We start from the raw sequence: 15,823 nt of genomic DNA on the forward strand, positions 1-15,823 counted from the left end.
CCCTCCTCAGCCGTCGCCCTCGGAGCCAGGCTCCTCGCGGCGTACGGGGACGAGCAGGGTGAAGGCGGCTGGACGGCGGCCGGTCAGGGAGAGTCTGCCGCCCAGGGACACGGCCAGATCGCGGGCGAGGGCCAGGCCGATACCGGAGCCCTCCCCCGCGCCGGTGCGGCCGCGGTCGAACAGTCGGGACGCCTCGCCGTCCACCGCGCCCTCGTCGGTCACGTCGAAGGCGACGGCCTCCCCGAGATCGCGGGCCGTGAGGCGTACGGTGCCGCGCCCGTGGACGCGCGCGTTCTCCAGCAGCACGCCGAGGATCTCGGTGACCGGGGCGCCGAGGACGCGAACGTCGTCCCCCGTCTCGAGGGCCGCTGCCTCCAGGCGTCTGCCGTCGCGGGCGAACAGTCCGTGCCAGCGCTCCTCGGTCTCGCGCAGCAGCTGTGACACGGGCGTGTCCGGAGCGGGCCGGCGCGGCAGGCCGTGGAGGCGGGACAGGCGCAGCACCTCCTCCACCGTGCGGTGCAGGCGGCGCGTGGTGGCCAGGGCCTCCTCCAGGGCGGGCCGCAGCCGGGCGTCGTCGTCCTGGGCGAGCCCCGCCTCCAGGGTGAGCTGCAGCCCGGTGAGCGGGGTGCGCAGCTGGTGGGAGGCGTTGGCGGTGAAGTCGCGCTCGTGGCGCAGGAGTTCGGTCAGGCTGTGCAGCATCTCGTTGTGGGTCCGCGCGACCTGGTCGATCTCGGCGACGCTGCTGGGCGCGGCCCGGGCGCTCAGGTCGCCGGCGGTGACGGCCCGGCAGTGCCGGGAGAGGTCCTCCAGCGGCGCGGCCAGCACCCGCGCCTGCCTGCGGGCGACGAGGACGGCCACGGTCAGCGCGAGGGCGCAGACCCCGGCGAGGACAGCCCAGGCGATCAGGACACGGTCGCGTACGGCGGCCGCGGGCGAGGAGGCGCGTACGACGCCGATCACGTGCTCGGCGTGTGAGACGGGTACCGCGACGACCAGGTCAGCCCCCGACCGGCGGCGTACCACCTCCGCGCCCAGCGCCCTTCGCACCGACGTGTCGCCGGCGCGGGGACCGGTGCCTGCCCTCAGCCGCAGCCCGGTGTCGTAGAGGCCGAGGCGTCCGCCGGGCGGCGGCGCGGGCAGCTCCACCGGGTCGCCGGTCACGTAGTCCGGGCTGACGTGTACGGCCCCGGACAGCGCCGCCCGTTCCAGGGTGTCGCGCTGGTCGGCGTAGAGCGACGACCTGATCGCCAGGGCCAGCGGGACGGCGAGGAGGACGACGGCGACCAGGGCGGCGGTGAGGGCGACTCGCACCACGCGCTGTCTCATGCCCCCATCCTGCGGGCCCCCGACCGGTCCGTGAGCGATCCGCCACGCACTTTTGCCGTCGTCTAACCGTCGGCGTGCGGGGCGTTAACCGACGGCTCTCTAGCGTCGGTGACATGGCAGGAGAGCAGGACCCGGCAGTTCCTCGGGAGGGCAGTGGCATGTCGTACAAACGTACCTCCGCCGGCCTCGTCGCAGTGACGGTGGTCGCGGCGGTGATCGCGGGGTGCTCCGGATCGTCGTCCGGGGCGCATTCCGGCCCGGGTTCGACGGCCCCAGTGCGGGCGAATCCAGCCCCCACCGAGTCGAACCCGCCCGGGGACATCCCCGACAACCAGGTGTTCGTGGCCTACCGGCCCACCGGCGGCTTCACCGGGTTCACGGTGAAGGTACCGGAGGGCTGGGCCCGCACCGACAAGGGCGGTACGACCGTCTTCACGGACAAGCTGAACAGCGTCACCATCGCTACGGCGGGCGCCTCCACCGCCCCGACCGTCACCTCCGTCAAGAACACGGTGGTGCCCCAACTGCGTCGGCAGGTGGCGAAGTTCGCATCGCCGAAGGTGTCGCAGGTGACCCGTAAAGCGGGCCCCTTCGTCCTTCTCACCTATCAGGGCGACTCGGCCAAGGACCCGGTCACCGGCAAGGTGGTGCGGGACGCGTTCGAGCGGTACGCCTTCTACCGGCAGGGCCATGAGGTGGACCTGACGCTGTCCGGCCCGGTCAAAGCCGACAACGTCGATCCGTGGCGGATCGTCAGCGACTCGTTCGCGTGGCGGTGAGTGCGATGCCCGCCGAACCGTCCGACGACGACGTCGTGCTGGCCGCCCGGGAGCTCTACCGCTTCTACCGGGCCGGTGAGGAGGAGACGCTCGCGTTGCGCGGAGTGTCACTGCGGTTGCGGCGCGGGGAGACGGTCGCCGTCGTCGGCCCGTCGGGGGCGGGCAAGTCGACCCTGCTTGCGTGCCTGGCCGGGCTCGACGAGCCGTCGGGCGGCGAGGTCCGGGTGGCGGGCGTGCGCATCAGCCATCGGCCCGAGACCGAACGCGCCCGGCTGCGCGCGCGGCACGTGGGGGTGCTTCTGCAGTCCCGCAACCTGCTGCCGCATCTGACCGTGCGCGACAACATCCGGCTCGCCCAGCATGCGGTGCGCGGCCGTCCCACGGTGCGGGCCGGGGCGCTGCTGGAACAGGTCGGGCTCGGGCGGCGGGCGGGCGCGCTGCCGCGGCAGCTGTCCGGCGGTGAGCTGGCCCGGGCCGGGCTCGCCGTCGCGCTGGCCAACTCCCCGGCCGTGCTGCTGGCCGACGAGCCGACCGGCGAACTCGACGGCGCGACAGAGGAGTTGGTGCTGCGGATGCTGCGGGACCGGGCAGCGGACGGTTGCGCGGTGCTGATCGTGACGCACAGCGCGGAAGCGGTGCGGGGCGCCGACCGAGTGATCACACTGGACGACGGGCGGGCCCACGAGGGACGCGAGCGAACCGCTCAGACCGAGGAGAGCAGCCATGCCCTCCGCTGACCTGCTCGTCTCCTGCCGGGATGTCGCGCTCACCTTCGGCCGAGGCCCCACCGCCGTGGTGGCGGTGCACGGCGCCGACCTGGACATCCGCTCCGGCGACCGGCTGGCGATCGTGGGACCTTCCGGATCGGGGAAGTCGTCCCTGCTCCATCTGCTGGCGGGGCTCGAACTCCCCACCAGCGGCACCATCACCCGGCCCGGAGTGCGCGGGCCGCGGGACATCGGCCTGGTCTTCCAGGCCGACAGCCTCATCCCCGCCCTCGACGTCACGGAGAACACCGCGCTGCCGCTCGTCCTCGCGGGACGTCCGCAGCAGGAGACCCGCCGTCCGGTCGCCGAGGCGCTCGAGGTGGTCGGCGCGGCCGGGCTGGCCGACCGGCTGCCCGACGAGATCTCCGGCGGCCAGGCCCAGCGGGTGGCCGTGGCCCGCGTGCTGGCGCAGGCGCCACGGCTGATCCTCGCGGACGAGCCCACCGGCCGCCTCGACCACGCCACCGGCGCCCGAGTCCTGGACGCCCTGCTCGCGGCGGCCGACCGGACGGGCGCGGCCCTCGTCGTCACCACTCACGACCCCGCCGTCGCCGCCCGGCTCACCGTTCGGCGAGGCATGCGCGACGGCCGGCTGCTCGCACCCGAAGCAGCGCAAGCGCCGGACCCACGAGGGAGCCTGTCATGATCACCGCCTGGGCGGGCGGACTGGCCCGCCACCGCATCGGACGGCTCCTGGCCGCCGTCGCCGGGATCGCCCTCGCCGTCGCCCTGGTCGCCGCGCTCGGCTCCTTCCTCACCGCGTCCAAGGCGACCATGACCCAACGGGCGGTCCGCTCGGTCGCCGTGGACTGGCAGGTCGAGATACAGCCGGGTGCCGATTCGAACGCTGTCCGGTCGCTGGTGCAGGCCGCCGGCGGCACCCGGGCCGCACTGCCCGTCGGCTTCGCCCGCACCACCGGCTTCACCGCCACCGTGGGAGGCAGCACCCAAACCACCGGCCCCGGCGTCGCGCTCGGCCTGCCGGCCGACTACCGCAGCCACTTCCCCGACGAACTGCGTACGCTCTCCGGCTCCGGCACCGGCGTCCTGCTCGCCCAGCAGACCGCCTCCAACCTGCACGCCGCCCCCGGCGACACCATCGGCGTACGGCTGCCCGGCGCCGGACTGCGGCAGGTGCGGGTGGACGGCGTGGTCGACCTGCCCCAGGCCGACTCGCTGTTCCAGAAGATCGGCGCGCCCACGCAGTCCCAGCCGACCGCTCCCCCGGACAACGTCGTCCTCCTGCCCGCCGCCCGGTTCGCCTCCCTCACCCACGGAGCCACCGACGTCACCACCCAGATCCACGTGGCCCGCGACGCGAGACTGCCAGCCGACCCGGCCGCCGCCTTCTCCTCCGTGACGGGTGCCGCACACAACCTGGAGGCCAAGTCGGCCGGTTCCGCGCTCGTCGGCAACAACCTCGGCGCGGCCCTCGACTCCGCCCGCCAGGACGCCCTCTACGCCCAGATCCTCTTCCTCTTCCTCGGCGTCCCCGGCGCCGTCCTGGCCGCCGCCCTGACGGTGGCGGTCGCCTCGGCCGGCAGCGAACGGCGCCGCAGGGAGCAGGGCCTGCTGCGGCTGCGCGGGCTACGTCCCCGCCAGATCACCGCGCTCGCGGGCCTGGAGGCCGCACTGGTAGGCGCCGGCGGCGGCCTCGCGGGTCTCGGGCTCGCCGCTCTGACCGGCCGCCTCGCCTTCGGCGCCGCCTCCTTCGGGGCGGGCGCGGACACCTGGGCTCTCTGGTACGCCGTCGCTTTCGTCCTCGGCGTGGCCGTGGCCGCCGCCGCCGTGCTCGTGCCCGCCCTGCGGGATCTGCGCACGGTGACCGTCGCCGACACCGGGCGGGAGCCGCGCGGGTCGCGTTCGCCCTGGTGGCTGCGGTACGGCCTGGACTTCGCGCTGCTGACCGGCTCCTGGCTGGTCTTCCGCGCCTCCTCCGGCAACCAGTACGCCCTCGTCCTGGCCCCGGAGGGCGTGCCCAGCGTCTCCGTCTCCTACTGGGCGTTCCTCGGCCCGGCCCTGCTGTGGCTGGGCGCGGCCCTGCTGCTGTGGCGACTGACCCTGCTGGTCCTCGCCCACGGCCGACCAGCCCTGGCCCGCCTCGCCCGACCGCTGACCGCGACCCTCGCCACGACCACGGCGGCCGTGCTGTCCCGCCGCCGGCGTCCGCTGGCCCGCTCCGTGGTACTGCTCGCCCTCGCCGTGTCGTTCGCGATCTCCACAGCCGTCTTCAACTCCACCTACCGTCAGCAGTCCGAGGTCGACGCCCGCCTCACCAACGGCGCGGACGTCACCGTCACCGAACCGCCCGGCGCCCGGGTCCGCCCGGGCGCGGCCGACACGCTGAAGGTCTCCGGCGTCCGGCACATCGAGCCTCTCCAGCACCGCTACGCCTACGTCGGCGCCGACCTCCAGGACCTCTACGGCGTCCGGCCCGCCACCGTCGCGAAGGCGACCTCGCTCCAGGACGCCTACTTCTCGGGCGGCACGGCCGCGCAACTGATGCGCCGGCTCGCCCAGCGCCCCGACAACCTGCTGGTCAGTGCGGAGACCGTGCACGACTTCCAGCTCTCCCCCGGCGACACCGTCAACCTCCGGGTCCAGGACGCCCGTACGAAGGCCCTGAGCACTGTGCCCTTCCACTATGCCGGGATCGTCAAGGAGTTCCCGACCGCGCCGCAGGACAGCTTCTTCGTCGCCAACGCCGCCTATGTGGCGAGGGCGACCGGCAGCGACGCGGTCGGCGCCTTCCTGCTCGACACGGGCGGCAGCCACCAGCAGCAGATCGCCGCACATCTGCGCCGGCAGCTGGGCACCGGCGCCACGGTCACCGACCTCACGCAGACGCGCGGCACGGTCGGCACCAGTCTGACTTCCGTCGACCTGGCCGGACTCACCCGGATCGAGCTGGCCTTCGCGGTGCTGCTGGCCGCCGGGGCGGGAGGGCTCGTCCTCGCCCTCGGCCTCGCCGAACGCCGCCGTACCTTCGCCGTGGCCACCGTCCTCGGCGCGAAGAGCGGCCAACTGCGCGGCATGGTCCTCACCGAGGCCCTGCTGCTGGCCGCCGGCGGCCTGGCAGGGGGCGCCCTCATCGGCTGGGCCCTGTCCGAGATGCTCGTGAAGGTCCTGACCGGCGTCTTCGACCCGCCGCCCGCGGGCCTGGCAGTGCCGGGCGGCTACCTGGCCCTGACCGCCGGCGCGGCCGTCGCCGCCGTACTGGCGGCCGCGCTGAACGGCATCCGCAGCGCCGGCCGGCCCGCCGTGGAGGAGCTGCGTGACCTGTGAGCGGACGGGAGCGGACGGGCCGCGTGCGTCGCCCGCTCCTACGCTGTCCAGCATGCGTACGCACGCGACCGCCGACCCGAGCCGTCACCGCGTCCTCGTCGTCGAGGACGACGACACCATCGGCCGCCACCTGGAGACCGGCCTGCGCGGCAACGGCTACGCACCGACCTGGAGCCGGACCGGTTCCGCAGCCCTGGCCGAGGCCGCGCGGACCCCGTACGACGTGCTGCTGCTCGACCTGGGACTGCCCGACATGGACGGTCTGGACGTCGCTCGCGCCGTGCGCGCCCGGCACCCGGACCTGCTGATCGTCATCCTGACGGCCCGCACCGACGACATCGACGTCATCGCCGGGCTGGACGCGGGAGCCGACGACTACCTCGTCAAGCCCTTCAGCCTGACCGTGCTGCTCGCCCGGCTCCGCGCCCATCTGCGCCGCCGGGTCGTCGCCACGCCGCCGCAGGAACCCGTCCGGCTGGCCGACCTCGTCCTCGACGTCGTAGCCCGGCGCTGCACACTGCACGACGCGGACGTCGACCTGCGTCCCAAGGAGTTCGACCTGCTCGCCGTCCTGGCACGGCACGCCGGGGAGGCGGTCTCCCGGGAAACCCTGATGGCCGAGGTCTGGGACGAGAACTGGTTCGGCTCGACCAAGACCCTCGACGTCACCATGGCCGGCCTGCGCCGCCGCCTCGCGCAAGCCGCCGACGCCTCGGTCCCCCCGGTCAGCCTGCCCCGCATCACCACCCTGCGCGGGCACGGCTACCGCCTGGAACTCTGACGGGCCCCGCGGCGCGGCAGCAGCGAGCAGGACGCCGGTCTTCCCGGCCGCCGCTCATCGAGTTCAGTCCGCGTTGGGCCGGGCGAGGCCGTGGTCGTAGGCGAAGATCACGGCCTGGATCCGGTCGCGGGCTCCGATCTTGGCCAGGACACGGCCCACGTGGGTCTTGACGGTTGACTCCGACAGCACGAACCGGGCGGCGATCTCACCGTTGGTCCAGCCCTTGCCGACGGCGACGAGGATCTCCCGTTCGCGGTCGGTGAGGGAGCCGAGCCTCGGGTCCTCGGCAGCGTCACCCCGGTGGGCGGGGACGTACTGAGTGAACTCGTCCAGGAGGCGGCGAGTGAGGGCGGGCGCGATCACGGCGTCGCCGGAGGCGACGGCGCGGATGCCGGCGAGGAGCTCTTCGGGGCGCGCGTCCTTGAGGAGGAAACCGCTGGCCCCTGCCCGGATCGCGGCGTGGACGTACTCGTCGAGGTCGAACGTCGTGAGCACGAGGACGCGTGAGCGGCCGCCTGCGGCGACGATGCGGCGGGTGGCCTCGATGCCGTCCATGCCGGGCATGCGGACGTCCATCAGGACGACGTCCGGGCGCAGTTCGGCGGCCTTGCGGACGGCCTCCGCGCCGTGGGCGGCCTCCCCGACGACATCGGTCTCGGAGACGGAGTCCAGGAGCAGGTGGAAGCCGTAGCGCTGCAGCGGCTGGTCGTCGACGATGAGCACGGTGGTCATTGGTCACCGCCCCGGGGCGTGAGGTCGAGGACGGCTTCGACGCTCCATCCTCCGCCGCCCGTGGGCCCCGCGCTGACGGTTCCGCCGTACAGAGCCGCTCGCTCCCGCATGCCCACCAGCCCATGTCCTTCCTCGTTCGGCGGTCCGGGCCGTGCCGCCGGGCCGGTGTCGTTGACCCGGATACTCAGCCGGGCGCCCGTCACGGCGACCGCCAGGTGCACACGGGCGTCGTCGGCGGCGTGCTTCATGGTGTTGGTGAGGGCTTCCTGGACGATGCGGTACACCGTCAGCTGTACCCCGCCGTCCAGGGTCTCGACGTCGCCGGAGGTCCGGTAGACGACCTCCAGTCCGGCGGCGCGCATCGTGGCGCACAGCGCGACGATGTCCGCGATGCCGGGCTGCGGGCTGAGCTCGGGCCCGACGGCCTGACCGTTCCCGGCCTCGCGCAGTACACCGAGCACGCGCCGCAGCTCGCCGAGGGCCTGCCGGCCGGTGTCGCCGATGAGCTGCAGGGCCTCCTTGCCCCGTTCGGGGGCGACGTCCGTGGCGTAGGCGCCGGCGTCGGCGAGGGTGATGATGACGGAGAGGTTGTGGCCGACGATGTCGTGCATCTCGCGGGCGACGCGGGTGCGTTCGGTGGCTGTGGCCAGTCTGCTGCGCTGGTCGCGCTCGATCTCCAGCCGGGCCGCCCGCTCCCGCAGCCCGGCGAGCTGGGCGCGCCGGATCCGCACCATCAGGCCGAGCGCCACGGCCGCCGTCGCCGTGCTCAGCAGGAAGAACAGCGCGTCCCAGACGGACACGACCGAGGACGCGCGGACCGCGACCAGCGCCATGGCTCCCGCCATGACCGCACCAGCCCACGGCAGCTGCCGCAGCCGCCCATGCAGGGCCAGGCTGTACAGGGCGACGAAGAGCGCGACATCAGCGCGCAGCGCCGCGCCCAGAGACCATTGGAGGACGAACACCGCGGCGATGACACCGAAGGCCGCGATGGGCTTGCGTCGCCGCCACAGCAAGGGCAGTACGAGTCCTGCCTGCAGTGCCAGCATTCCCGCGAGGGGCAGTTCGGTGAAGGCGAGGCGGAAGCGGGGCGGTCCGTCGCCGTCGTCCACACCGCCGCGCAGCAGGTCGGGCAGGCAGAACATCAGGAAGACCACAGCCACGACCACAGTGTCCAGCACCCAGGGATGTGCCCGGTCGGCCTGCCGCAGCCGCTGGCCGCCCCGGGACAGCCGGGCGACCAGCGGTCCCATCCCGCTGATGTCATCGGTGGTCACGGACGTCACCTGTCCATGGTGCAGGCGTCAGACGTCGCTACGCGTGAGCCGGTACGCCGCGCCGCCCAGCGCCAGCACCGTCCAGCACAGGAAGACCAGCAGTCCGGCGCCCGGCGACAGGGACGTGGAGTCGTGGGTCAGCGCGAACATCGACTCCCCGGCGTTGGAGGGCAGATAGGGGCTGATGTCGTCCCGCCAGGAACTCGGCAGCAGGGAGATCAGTCCCGGGATCAGCATCAGGGCGGCGACCAGCACCGAGATCCCCCCGGCCACCGACCGTAGCAGCGCGCCCAGCGCGACGCCGATCACCCCGACCAGGCCGAGGTAGAGCCCCGCGCCCAGCAGGCTCCGCAGTACACCAGCGTGCGAGAGGCTCATCGCCGCGGGCGTGCCCGAGACGATCCCGCTCCCGAACAGGAAGGCGACGAACCCGCCTACCGTCCCCACGACCAGGGCGACCAGCCCGAACACAGCCGCCTTGGACCACAGCACGGGCAGCCGGCGGGGCACCGCCGCGAGCGTGGAACGGATCATGCCGGTCGAGTACTCGCCCGCCGTGACCAGCACGCCGAGCACGCCCAGGGCCAGCTGGGCGAAGTTCGTACCGAAGAGGGACAGGCTGACGGCCGTCGAATCGGTGAAGTCCCGGTCCATGTGGCCGGAGTCGATCCCCGACTTGTAGCGGCTCGCGGAGATCAGGCCGAACGCCACCAGGAACAGCAGGCCGAGGCCCAGGGTGATCCAGGTCGAGCGCAGGGACCACAGCTTGGCCCACTCGGAGGCGAGCACGCGCCGTCCGGTTACCCGGTAGGCGGGGCGGGCGGGTGCGGTCCTGGGTTCCTCCGCGGTTGCGGTGAGGGTGCTCATGCGGGCCTCCCGAGGGTGTCGATCCCGGTCGTGGTGCCGTGGTACTCCACGGCATCCCTGGTCAGGTCCATGAACGCCTCCTCCAGTGACACGGTCCGCTCGCTCAGTTCGAACAGTGCGATCCCGTGCTCGGCTGCCTTCAGCCCGATCTCGCGGGCGGTCAGCCCGGTCACCTGCAGCTCCTCCGAGCCGATCCGGCCGGTGACGTCGACGCCCGGACCGGCCAGCACGTCCCGCAGTCGCGCCGGATCCTGGGTCACCACCTTCACGGTGTCGCCGCCTGCCTCGCGGATCAGGTCCGCCACGGTCGTGTCGGCCAGCAGCCGCCCGCGCCCCACGACGATCAGGTGGTCCGCCACCAGGGCCATCTCGCTCATGAGGTGGGAGGACACGAACACCGTCCGGCCCTCGTCGGCGAGCCCCTTCAGCAGGTTGCGGATCCAGAGCACGCCCTCCGGGTCCAGCCCGTTGACCGGCTCGTCCAGCATCACCGTCTGCGGATCGCCCAGCAGGGCCGCCGCGATGCCCAGCCGCTGGCCCATGCCGAGAGAGAAGGCACCGGCCCGCTTCTTCGCGACGCTGCCCAGGCCGGCGAGGTCGATGACCTCGTCGACCCGGCGGCCCGGAATGCCATGGGTCAGCGCCAGTGCCCTGAGGTGGTTGTACGCCGAGCGGCCCGGGTGGATCGACTTGGCCTCCAGAAGGGCGCCTACCTCCTGCAGCGGAGCTTGGTGGCGGGCGTAGTGGTGGCCGTTCACGGTGACAGAGCCGCTCGTCGGGGTGTCGAGACCGACGATCATGCGCATGGTCGTGGACTTGCCAGCGCCGTTGGGGCCCAGGAAGCCCGTCACCGTGCCCGGCTTCACGACGAAGTCCAGCCCGTCGACCGCCGTCTTCTCGCCGTACCTCTTGGTCAACCGCCGTGCGTCGATCATTCGCGTTCTCCCTGTCGGGCTCCGGCGTCCGTCACGTAAGACGCCTCACCGGCAACGCTAGGTGCCGGATCACCCGAATCCGGTGGTACCGGGAGGCTGAACCGCGGCGGGCGTGTAGTACCGCGGTACTACACGCCTACCTGCGGTGCTTGCCGTGTTCGTCGGCTCCGCCGTGGTGGCAGCAGGCGTCCGGCCGCTCCGACGGGCGCCCCGCCCCCACGACGCCTGTCGCCCCAGCATCCGCCGCGCACTGGGCCCGTTCGGCGCTCTCGACCAGGCTCTCGCTGTCCGAGGCGGCGTTGGCCAGGCTGGCGCAGCACAGAGTGAGTAGGAAGGTGCCGGCTACGAGAGGCAGGGCGCGGCGCGGCGGCGGTGGGGCAAGCAGGGCCTGCACCCGCTGGGGCACTGCCCCGCCGGTCGCGGCCAGGGCGGCGGGGCGCGACGCGCCGGCTGAGGCCAGAGCCGCGCGCCCGACGGCGCGGGCGACGACCCTCCGGCTGCCGACTCGGGCTGCGGCCTCCTCGTCGGCCCACCGCTCCAGGACGAAGCCACCGGCCTCGGCCAGCGGTCGCAGCAGGGGGTTGGCGGCCGCCGTGAGTCGCCACACGGTCTGGAAACGGTGGTGGCGGCCGTTGAGATGGGCTCGTTCGTGCGCCAGGAGGGCCTCGCGCTCCGTGTCACCGAGACAGCGCAGCATCCCCCGGGACACCACGATCCGTCCGGGGGCACCGGGCAGTGCGAACGCCTGAGGGACCTCTCCGTCGATCACCGCCAGTTCGGTGTCTCCGGGCATCCGGTCGCATTCCCGCCGGGCCCACAGGACGTGACGGACCTGCCGGACGGCGGCCACCCCCAGTGATACGAGCCCCACCGTCAGGGTCAGGGCGCTGGCGGCCGCGACGGTCAGGGAGACGGGGTCCTGTGTACGCAGCGCAGTCACCGACCAGTGGCCCTCCTCGGCGACCTCGGGGATCTGCGCGAAACCGGTGAACGCCAGCAGGACCAGTGAGCCGAGCCAGCCGGTCGCCGCCGCGAGCGCCGCACACGCCAGGGACCAGGCCGCAAGCCGCGGCTCAGGCCGACGGGCTGCCTGGGGAGCGAGTACCGCGAGGACCACGGTGACCAGGAGCGGGATGTAGACGCTGATCCTCACCGGCTCACGGCCCGTCGTCGCCGAGCCCGGCGCCCTGGTCGCCCAGCAGGCGGTGCAACAACTGCTCGTCCTCCTGGGAGAGTTCATTCACGAAACGGGTGAGCACCGCCTCCCGGTCAGAGCCGCGCTCCAGCAGGCTGTGCATGCGCACGGCCGTGTCGGACGCCTCGTCCCGGACGGGCGTGTAGGCGTATCCGCGGCCTACGGGGTGCCGTACGAGCATGCCCTTGTCGTACAGGCGCGACAGGATCGTCAGCACTGTCGTGTAGGCGAGGTCGCCTGGCAACCGCTCCAGGACCTGCCGAGCGGTGAGCGGTTCGTCCACGGCCCACAGGGCGGACAGGACACCGCTCTCCAGCTCCCCGCGCGCCCTCCTGCCGGTCGCACCGCCGCTTTCGTCGCCGCTCTTCTGGTCGTGCACCGTTCACCGCCTTCCCGCTGGTGGCCCAGCCTACCCGGGGAGCTACTACGGCTCGTAGGACGTCGACGACGGGACCTCCGCCACGAGAGCTACTACATCTTGTACGAGCCTACCTACTACATGTTGTAGAGTTCGGCCGCCCAGCCCACCCGTGGAGGAACGAGCCCCTATGCCCCATCTAGGAAGTTCGGTGCGTTTGCGTGCCCTGGCGGCCGCCGCCCTGCGTCCCGAGCCGGTGACTGTCACGGCACGAGCCGAGCGCGTCGCGATCGTCTCGGCGAGCATCGGAGCCGGTCACGACGGCGCCGCCGCCGAACTGGAACGCCGACTCACGGCCCACGGCCTCGTCGTCGACCGTTTCGACCTGCTGGACCTGCTGCCCGCCCGGATCGGGCGCCTGGTCCGGGACGGCTACCACCGCATGCTGGTCCAGGCCCCCTGGGCCTACCAGCGGGTCTACCGCAGCACCGAACGCGCGGGTGGGGGCGGGCCGTTGGCGCGGGCGCTGCTGCGAACCGCCGAGGAACGCGTGCTGCGCGCGCTGCACCCCGGCACCGGCGCGGTCGTCTCCACCTACCCGGGAGCCAGCCGTGTCCTGGGCGCTTTGCGGCTCCGCGGGCGGCTGACCGTGCCCGTCCTCACGTATCTCACCGACTTCTCCGTGCACCCGCTGTGGGTGGCCGACGGCGTCGACATCCACCTCGCCGCACACGCCGTGCCCGCGGCCCAGGCCCGGGCCGCCGGCGCGCGGGACGTTCGGGTGTGCGGGCCGGTGGTGGATCCGCGGTTCCGTCCCGGCAGCGCACAGGAGCGCGACACTGCCCGGGCCCGCTTCGGGCTGTCGGAGAACGCCCCGCTGGCGCTGCTGGTCGCCGGCTCCTGGGGAGTCGGACCGGTCCGGCAGGTCGCCTTGGAGCTGCGCGACTGCGGTGTTGCCGTCCCCGTGGTCGTCTGCGGCCGCAACGATGCGCTGGCCGAGCAGCTTCGCGCGGACGGCATCGAACACGTCCATGGCTGGGTCGACGACATGCCCGCCCTTATGCATGCAGCGGACGTCCTGGTCCAGAACGCCGGCGGGCTCAGCTCCCTGGAGGCGTTCGCCACCGGGCTGCCCGTCGCGAGCTACCGGTGCATACCGGGCCACGGGCTCACCAACGCCGCGGCTCTGGAGGAGGCCGGTGCGGCGGTCTGGATCCGGGACCCGGCCCGCCTCAAGGCCGTGCTGTGCGACCTGATCGACGGCCCGCTCGGATTGCGCCAACGCGCGGTCGGGCTCGCCCTCTTCGCCGCCGAGCCCGACGGCGGACCCGCCGCGGAGACAGCGCGCGTCCACCGCGCCGGGCTGCCGCCGCTGCCACCCCGGTCCGCCGCGCGACGGCGCCGTCCGGCGGCACGCCGGCTCGTCGCCACCGCAGCCGTGGCATGCGGGGTGTGGGCCTGCGCCGTCGGCACGGGGATCGCCACCGCGTACGACGGCCCAGGCGTGATCCACGCCATCGGGCACGGCCTCGACCTGGACGACCTCCGTCCGGCCCACGCCCCTCAAGGCCACCACTCGTGACCGCCGCCCGGCTGGTCCGCACCGCCTCTCTCGCCGCTTTGCCCGCCCTCGTCACCGCCTATGCCGCGCCCGTCGTTTCCACCTTCGGGCCGCTGCGCAACCGCGCCATGCCTCGGCTCTCCGGCCGGGGCCGCCCGGATCACATCGCCCTCACCTTCGACGACGGACCCGACCTGATGTCCACCCCGCACTTCCTACGTCTCCTCGCCGAGCGCCACGTCCGCGCGACCTTCTTCCTCTTGGGCCGCGAGGCTCACCGCTCGCCCGGTCTGGTCCGCGAAATCGCGGCGGCGGGCCACGAGATCGGGATCCACGGCTGGTTGCACCGCCCGCTGCTGCTGCGCGGCCCGCGCGCAACGTACGACGACTTCGCCCGTGCCCGCGACGCCGTCGCCGACATCACGGGGCAGCAGCCGGCGCTCTTCCGGCCCCCCTACGGCGTCATGTCGACCCCCGCACACCTGGCCGCCCACCGCCTCGGTCTCACTCCCGTGCTGTGGACCTGCTGGGGCGAGGACTGGACCGCCCGCGCCACGCCTGAGTCCGTCCACCGCACCGTCACGGCCGACCTCGACGGCGGGGAAACCATCCTGCTCCACGACTCGGACTGCACGTCCGCCCCGGGCGCGTGGCGCTCGGCCCTGAGCGCGCTCCCCCGCATCCTCGACACGTGTGCGCAACGGGGCTACGAGGTAGGCCGGTTGCGCGACCACGGATGGCCTCGTCCGGCCTGACATCGCGGTCGACGATCTCCTGCCGATCGCCCATCGCCGGATCACGGTCCGGAGGACCGTCGCCGTCACCCGGCGTCTTCGCCCGTTTCGAACGCATCGACGATCCCGGCCGCCCCTCACCGGCGGGCGGCAGCGACATCGAGCTGACCATCGCCCCCGGGGATCGCACACCCACGACAGGAACATCAGCGCAGCATGCCTGGGACCACACAGAGGGGCGCGTTCAGGCTGGGGGCCTTCTCGGTGTCCGGCCAAGATCACAGGACGGAGCGGCGAGCCAACAACACGAGCACCAGCAGGCCGGGGAACAGCGGCAGCCAGGCCGTCAGCAGCCGGTAGCCGAAGACCGCCGACAGGGCCGCGGCTCCCGGCACCCCCGTCGCGGTGAGTGTCAGCACGAGCGCGGCGTCCAGCGAGCCCAGACCGCCCGGAGTGGGCAGCAGTACGGCGGCGCCGCTGGCAACGAGGTACGCCAGCAGGACGTGAGCGGCGGGCACGGGCACGTCCAATGCCCGGACCACGGCGATCAGGACGGCGGCGTGCAGCAGGGCGAAGCCGAGCGAGCCGCCCCACAGGGCGCAGGCCCTGGCCCGCCGGACGTGCACCGCCCGCACGTCGGCCAGGACCCGGCCGGCCGCGCGCCCCACGCCGCGACGCGCCGTTCGGCTCAGTGCCACGGCTGCGGCGACCGCGGCGACGCAGCCGACCGCCGAGAGCGTGACGCAGGCGCGCGGGACGGCCGGCGCAAGCCGCGGGGTGCGGGACGAGGCAAGGAGCAGTACGACGGCCAGCGCGAGGCGGACCAGCCCACCGACGGCTGCCTTGACCGCGAGCGCGGTCGCCGAGCGGGCGGTGGACAGGCCGCAGCGGGTGAGGAACCGCAGATTGACCGCGGTCGCGCCGACCCCGGCAGGCAGCACGTGGTTGGCCGCGCACGCCGCAAACTGCGCCGCCACCAGCCGCCCGGCAGGCAGCCGTTCGGCCACCGCTCCCTGCTGGGCGACGGCCGCGCACACCCAGGTCGCCAAAGCGGCCGCACAGGCCGCCAGCAGCCAGGCTCGATCGGCGACGGCAAGCCGGTCGGCACCAGCGTCCACCGTGTGCCGGTGTGCGGCGAGCAGCCAGACGGCCGCCACCATTACGGCTGCGGTGACGGCGAGCTGCCAGGGCCGGCCAAGGCCGCGGGACAGCGGAACGCCGGTGGC

General features: G+C 73.5%; 15 protein-coding genes. 7 read left to right on the forward strand and 8 right to left on the reverse strand.

Annotation, left to right across the window (positions count from 1 at the left end; genetic code table 11):
- Positions 1-6: 6 nt before the first annotated feature.
- Complete coding sequence (locus OG852_RS11585) at positions 7-1,326, reverse strand: HAMP domain-containing sensor histidine kinase (RefSeq protein ID WP_330347899.1); 1,320 nt, start codon at positions 1,324-1,326, stop codon at positions 7-9.
- 158 nt (positions 1,327-1,484) lie between these two features.
- Here OG852_RS11585 and OG852_RS11590 point away from each other — a divergent pair, with 158 nt between their 5' ends.
- The 5 genes from OG852_RS11590 to OG852_RS11610 are packed head-to-tail and all read left to right on the forward strand — an operon-like array spanning position 1,485 to position 6,938.
- Positions 1,485-2,105, forward strand: coding sequence for a hypothetical protein (locus OG852_RS11590; protein ID WP_330347900.1), 621 nt, complete (start codon positions 1,485-1,487; stop codon positions 2,103-2,105).
- Between the two features lie 5 nt (positions 2,106-2,110).
- Complete coding sequence (locus tag OG852_RS11595) at positions 2,111-2,842, forward strand: ABC transporter ATP-binding protein (protein ID WP_166663753.1); 732 nt, start codon at positions 2,111-2,113, stop codon at positions 2,840-2,842.
- Positions 2,829-3,518 (forward strand): ABC transporter ATP-binding protein, encoded by a 690-nt coding sequence (locus OG852_RS11600; protein ID WP_133917041.1) that lies wholly within the window; start codon positions 2,829-2,831, stop codon positions 3,516-3,518. The genes OG852_RS11595 and OG852_RS11600 overlap by 14 nt, the downstream gene beginning before the upstream one ends.
- Positions 3,515-6,157, forward strand: a complete 2,643-nt coding sequence (locus OG852_RS11605; protein ID WP_330347901.1) for an FtsX-like permease family protein — start codon at positions 3,515-3,517, stop codon at positions 6,155-6,157. Before OG852_RS11600 ends, OG852_RS11605 begins: the two co-directional genes overlap by 4 nt.
- 52 nt (positions 6,158-6,209) lie before the next feature.
- Positions 6,210-6,938, forward strand: coding sequence for a response regulator transcription factor (locus OG852_RS11610; RefSeq protein WP_166663754.1), 729 nt, complete (start codon positions 6,210-6,212; stop codon positions 6,936-6,938).
- 63 nt (positions 6,939-7,001) lie between these two features.
- Here the strand turns inward: OG852_RS11610 and OG852_RS11615 are convergent, their stop codons facing one another.
- The 6 genes from OG852_RS11615 to OG852_RS11640 all read right to left on the reverse strand — a co-directional run bounded on the left by OG852_RS11615 (position 7,002) and on the right by OG852_RS11640 (position 12,323).
- Positions 7,002-7,670 carry a response regulator gene (locus OG852_RS11615; protein ID WP_133917044.1) on the reverse strand — a complete coding sequence of 223 codons (669 nt, stop codon included), beginning with the start codon at positions 7,668-7,670 and terminating at the stop codon, positions 7,002-7,004.
- Complete coding sequence (locus OG852_RS11620; protein WP_166663755.1) at positions 7,667-8,947, reverse strand: sensor histidine kinase; 1,281 nt, start codon at positions 8,945-8,947, stop codon at positions 7,667-7,669. The genes OG852_RS11615 and OG852_RS11620 overlap by 4 nt, the downstream gene beginning before the upstream one ends.
- Before the next feature lie 27 nt (positions 8,948-8,974).
- On the reverse strand, positions 8,975-9,814 hold the full coding sequence (locus OG852_RS11625) for an ABC transporter permease (protein WP_133917046.1): 840 nt from the start codon (positions 9,812-9,814) through the stop codon (positions 8,975-8,977).
- Positions 9,811-10,749: an ABC transporter ATP-binding protein gene (locus OG852_RS11630; protein ID WP_133917047.1), complete on the reverse strand. Its 939-nt coding sequence runs from the start codon at positions 10,747-10,749 to the stop codon at positions 9,811-9,813. Before OG852_RS11630 ends, OG852_RS11625 begins: the two co-directional genes overlap by 4 nt.
- Positions 10,750-10,885: 136 nt before the next feature.
- Positions 10,886-11,902 carry a M56 family metallopeptidase gene (locus tag OG852_RS11635; protein WP_133917048.1) on the reverse strand — a complete coding sequence of 339 codons (1,017 nt, stop codon included), beginning with the start codon at positions 11,900-11,902 and terminating at the stop codon, positions 10,886-10,888.
- A 4-nt stretch (positions 11,903-11,906) separates the two neighbouring features.
- On the reverse strand, positions 11,907-12,323 hold the full coding sequence (locus OG852_RS11640) for a BlaI/MecI/CopY family transcriptional regulator (protein WP_133917049.1): 417 nt from the start codon (positions 12,321-12,323) through the stop codon (positions 11,907-11,909).
- 169 nt (positions 12,324-12,492) lie between these two features.
- Between OG852_RS11640 and OG852_RS11645 the strand changes: the two genes are divergently transcribed.
- On the forward strand, positions 12,493-13,884 hold the full coding sequence (locus tag OG852_RS11645; RefSeq protein WP_208117364.1) for a glycosyltransferase: 1,392 nt from the start codon (positions 12,493-12,495) through the stop codon (positions 13,882-13,884).
- Positions 13,881-14,618: a polysaccharide deacetylase family protein gene (locus OG852_RS11650; RefSeq protein ID WP_208117365.1), complete on the forward strand. Its 738-nt coding sequence runs from the start codon at positions 13,881-13,883 to the stop codon at positions 14,616-14,618. Before OG852_RS11645 ends, OG852_RS11650 begins: the two co-directional genes overlap by 4 nt.
- A gap of 257 nt (positions 14,619-14,875) precedes the next feature.
- On the opposite strand, the gene OG852_RS11655 is transcribed toward OG852_RS11650, so the two are convergent.
- Positions 14,876-15,757: a lysylphosphatidylglycerol synthase domain-containing protein gene (locus tag OG852_RS11655; protein WP_133917096.1), complete on the reverse strand. Its 882-nt coding sequence runs from the start codon at positions 15,755-15,757 to the stop codon at positions 14,876-14,878.
- Between the last annotated feature and the right edge of the window lie 66 nt (positions 15,758-15,823).

It is taken from the genome of Streptomyces sp. NBC_00582 (assembly GCF_036345155.1).
Classification (GTDB): Bacteria; Actinomycetota; Actinomycetes; order Streptomycetales; family Streptomycetaceae; genus Streptomyces.